The organism is uncultured Gemella sp. (assembly GCF_963519265.1).
GTDB lineage: Bacteria > Bacillota > Bacilli > Staphylococcales > Gemellaceae > Gemella.
Map to the genome: position 1 here is coordinate 1 of NZ_CAUQNQ010000098.1, position 4,438 is coordinate 4,438.

Consider the following 4,438-nt stretch of genomic DNA (forward strand, 5'->3'; position numbering starts at 1 on the left):
AGAGAAAAAAGACTTCTCAATTGCTGAAGTGGAAGATTTGAACGACTACTAAAAAAAATAAAAACAGAAAAAGTCTACGCTTTAGTAGCTAGGGACGCCAGCAGACCTCCGGTCTCATGGCTAAAAATTGAGCCTAAGGTCTCAATTTTTCCCGTACTATAAGCCATTTTGGCTTATAGTACCAAAGCTACAGCGCTCCGATTTTTTCTGTTTTTATTTTTTGTGTACCGTTTAGTTATAATCATCAACTAGATTAGTAAATTTTGCACGATTTACTCATTACATACATATAATCACATTGTATACTAATAATCGTAAAGATGATTATCTAAAAAAGGAGGATAGGATAAAATGGAAGGAATTATCGGAACACTAGAATTTTATGCTCCTGTACTTGCATTAGGAGTCATTATTATCAGTATAGTTTACTTTATGAAAAAAAGAAATGATAAAAAATAGTAAAAAAACTATTTCAATTATCAGTAATAACCAACAATCCTCTTAGGTTGTTGGTTTTTTATTGTTCTAAGAAAATATAAGCGGCCTTTATTCTAACTTAATTTTGCACGAAATACTCATGAGAAAATTCTGCCTATCTATCATAATAATAGTATAAAAAGAAATGGAGGAAACTATTATGTCACAACTAGAAGTAACAGGATTGAATAAAACTTTTGGAGAGGGTGAAAATCTAGTCCATGCCCTTTCTAACATCCATCTTTCTATAAATAAAGGTGAATTTTTAGCCATTATGGGATCAAGTGGCAGCGGAAAGACAACTTTGTTAAATTGTATTTCTACTATTGATACACCAGATTCAGGCAGTATTATTTTTGAAGACTTCGATATAGTTCAAGCTAAAGAAAGTCAATTAGCAGATTATCGTGCTAAAAATATTTCCTATATCTTCCAAGCTTATAACTTAGTTGAAACCTTAACAGTCTACGAAAATATCATCTTACCTTTGCAAATCCAAGGAAAATCGATAAAACAATATCAACAGAAAATTGATGATATTATGGAAAAATTAGCTATTCAAAACCTAAAGAATAAATTTCCAAATCAATTATCAGGGGGACAGCGACAACGTGTTGCCACAGCTAGAGCGCTAATTGATGATTCTAAACTCTTAATTGCAGATGAGCCAACAGGAGCTCTAGATTCTGCTAATTCAGAAAATCTTATGTCTCTCTTACAAGAAATTAATGCCTCATTTGGAATTACCATTTTATTAGTCACGCACGATCCCGCAGCTGCCAAGTATTCATCTCGAATGGTTCTTCTTAGCGACGGACAAATTATTGATGATATTGATCGAAATGGTCTCTCAAATGAGTTGTACCTAGAAGAAATTTACAGACGAACTAGATAGGAGGAAAGAATATGTATCCTAAATTAATTTTACGCAATGTTTTTCGAAACTTGCAGACTTACACCATTTATTTTTTAAGCTTAGCTTTAATTTATAGTCTCTTGTATGCCTTTAATGCTTTGCCAAGTCATCCTGTCATGCAGAGTTTATCAGGTGCAAAAGAAATGTTAACGTCAATTATGAGCCAATACATGGGACTTCTTTCATATTTGATACTCGGTACTGTTGCCTTTCTCATTGTTTACTCTACAAATTTTGTTTTAGGAAGACGACAAAAAGAGCTCGGATTATATTCAACACTTGGAATGAAAAAATATCAAATTATCGGAACGCTATTCTTTGAAACGATGTTAGTAAATATCTTTGCTTTAGTTCTAGGATTTACTTTTGGGCTAATCTTACTTATTTTACTTGCTCACATTGCTTCTGAATTTTTTATGGCAAATTATTTTGGAAATCTATTCTTTTTAGATCCTAAGTCACTCTCTCTGTTGGGCTATTCCTATGTGGTAACTAGTTTAATAGTTGGTTTAATGGACTTTTTGAAATTTAGAAAGAAAACTATCATTAGTTTAATTCAAGAAAACGGTATTCAAAAATCACGAATCATTAAAGAAAATTCTATTCTACAATTGTTGTTTTTCATTATTTCAAGTATTGTTATCATCTCTGGTAGTATTTATTTTTCTGATTATCATCACTTATCCATTTTGAAAAACTGGGGAGTTTTATTAGTATCTATTTTAGTGATCTTTGTCATTTTATTTTACAACACCTTAAGTAATTTCTTACTTGGAGTTGTTAAGAAAGTATCTTCATTCTATTATAATAAATTAAACTCATTTAAAATCCGCCAATTTTCAAAACAAGCGGACAGCAATTCTGTAACGCTAGCAGTACTATCTATGACCTTGACTTTGGCTCTTAGTTTACTAGTGTTTGGTGGCAGTTCATACACAACCATGAACCATGAGTTGAATCGTTATGCCCCTTATGATTTACAAGTCAATTTATATAGAGGTAATGAGTTTCATTATGGAAACGAGAGTGTAAAAGATAGATTACAAGCAGACGGCTTTGATTTTGATGTCGTAAAAGAAGAATATGTTTATTCAACTTTTACGAGTAATTTAACTTATAAAGATATCATAGATACTAGTCAGTTATGGGAGCACGATAAAGGGTTGCCTGATTCAAAAGTCCATATTTTAGGGATTTCAGCTTATAATCATCTAAGAAAACTACAAGGCAAAAAAGATATTGACTTAGCTGATGATGGCTATCTAGTAAATGCCAATTACAAAGGAACCATTAAACAAATCCAAGAATTTTTACTACAAACGAAAGATTTATCGATTGGCGGTTATTCTTTAAAATTGGCATCATCCCAACCATTAGATACTGTTTATTTTCTTTCTTCAGTAGGATTAAATGACTCAGGAACTCTTATTGTACCAGATAAAGTTATTAAAGAATTGAATGAAGGCTTTACAACTTATGTAGTTAAATATAAAGAGAATATCGATAAAAGAAAAATTGAAACGTTTTTGAAAGAGTGGGTTGAGAAATATTACTTTACTTTAAATGGTACAGAAGTAAATGACTTCACTTATCAAACTAAGGTGAGATTATCTGAGATTTATATAGGGGTTATGGGAGTCATTGTACTAGCATTGATATTTATTAGTGTTGTATTTATTATTATTTCACTTAGTATTTTATCTCTACAAATCTCAACTAGTGCGATAGACAGCATCAATGATTATCGTATCTTATATCTATTGGGAAATAAGAAAAAACAAAATAAGAAAATACTGATTCAGCAAATTATGAGTTACTTCCTTGTTCCCTTGCTACTTGCTGTTCCATTAGCTATTTCTCTAAGTAATTCCTTATTAGGTTACTTTGAAAACTTTGCCAATACAACTATCACAATTGATGTGACCTATCTAGGAGTGGCAGCTCTTCTCTTTCTAATTTACTTAGTTATAACTTATAAAGTAAGTTGGCATATTCTTGATAAAAATTAATATACAAAACTAGAATTCCATTTATTAAGGATTCAAAACAGTTATAGGGTTGATGGAAAAAATCCACCAACCCTATTTTAGTGTATACTAATGCTTCCGTTCATCATTAGTATTTCTAACAAATAATACTGATTAAATTATTCTGGAGAAAAATATCCTAACTGTTCCGCAATATGAATAGCTTCCTGTCTACTGGACACTCCTAGTTTTGAAAAGATATTCGCAAGATGATTCGAAACAGTTCGCTTACTCACATAAACCTTTTCACAAATACCATCTATACTTAGACCATTTCGAACTAATTCTAATATCTCTATTTCACGTGAAGTTAAGACATCTACCACTACTTCATCTGAAAAAATCTTTCTACCCTGATAAATTTCTATCAAGTTTTGAAGTAACTCCCCTGGAGCAATGCTCTTATCCAAAAATCCCCAGGAACCCATTATCTTAGCACGATACTCATACATTTTTTTACTATATCCTGTTAAGATAACAATTTTAGCAGAAGATCCATTTTTAATAATCGTTTGAGCCAAGGATAGCCCATCCTCCTGATACAAGCTAGTTAAGTTTATGTCAATCAGTACAATATCATAGTCATCATAAGGGAAATCCAAGACAGAAGAAAAATCATCTATCAAATCCACTCTTTCAATATCCTCTGATAATTCCAAAATCAGTTTAATACTCTGACTAAACAATTTATGATCATCAATCAACAAAATTTTCATAACATAGCTCCTTATCAATTGGTAGTTCAATAACAATACGAAAAACACCATTCTTATCTAAAGTATTCATCTTACCACCTAGAATACTTAATTTATTTGCCATATTTTTCAATCCATATCCTAGAGAGTTTTCTTTAGTAGAATTAGAGTTATTTTCAGAAATTATAGAAATAACATCTTGTTTCATCTCTATTTTTAAAGAAATCTCTCCTTCTTGTGAATATTTAACCGCATTAGTAATTAACTTCTCAACAAAACGGTAAACAATTTTATCGTAGGGGGACATTAAAGAAAATTTAGAC

The 4,438-nt window shown here is 31.1% G+C and carries 4 protein-coding genes; 2 read left to right on the forward strand and 2 right to left on the reverse strand.

Going from position 1 to position 4,438, the window contains the following annotated elements; genetic code table 11:
• Nucleotides 1-637: 637 nt before the first annotated feature.
• Together RWN11_RS07285 and RWN11_RS07290 are read left to right on the forward strand one after the other, a co-directional pair.
• On the forward strand, nt 638-1,372 hold the full coding sequence (locus tag RWN11_RS07285) for an ABC transporter ATP-binding protein (protein ID WP_314161074.1): 735 nt from the start codon (nt 638-640) through the stop codon (nt 1,370-1,372).
• An 11-nt stretch (nt 1,373-1,383) separates the two neighbouring features.
• Nucleotides 1,384-3,402: an FtsX-like permease family protein gene (locus RWN11_RS07290; protein ID WP_314161075.1), complete on the forward strand. Its 2,019-nt coding sequence runs from the start codon at nt 1,384-1,386 to the stop codon at nt 3,400-3,402.
• Between the two features lie 137 nt (nt 3,403-3,539).
• On the opposite strand, the gene RWN11_RS07295 is transcribed toward RWN11_RS07290, so the two are convergent.
• Together RWN11_RS07295 and RWN11_RS07300 are read right to left on the reverse strand one after the other, a co-directional pair.
• Nucleotides 3,540-4,079: a response regulator transcription factor gene (locus RWN11_RS07295; protein WP_314161076.1), complete on the reverse strand. Its 540-nt coding sequence runs from the start codon at nt 4,077-4,079 to the stop codon at nt 3,540-3,542.
• A 37-nt stretch (nt 4,080-4,116) separates the two neighbouring features.
• Nucleotides 4,117-4,438, reverse strand: a 322-nt coding sequence (locus tag RWN11_RS07300; protein WP_314161077.1) for a hypothetical protein, incomplete at its 5' end; no start/stop codon positions are given.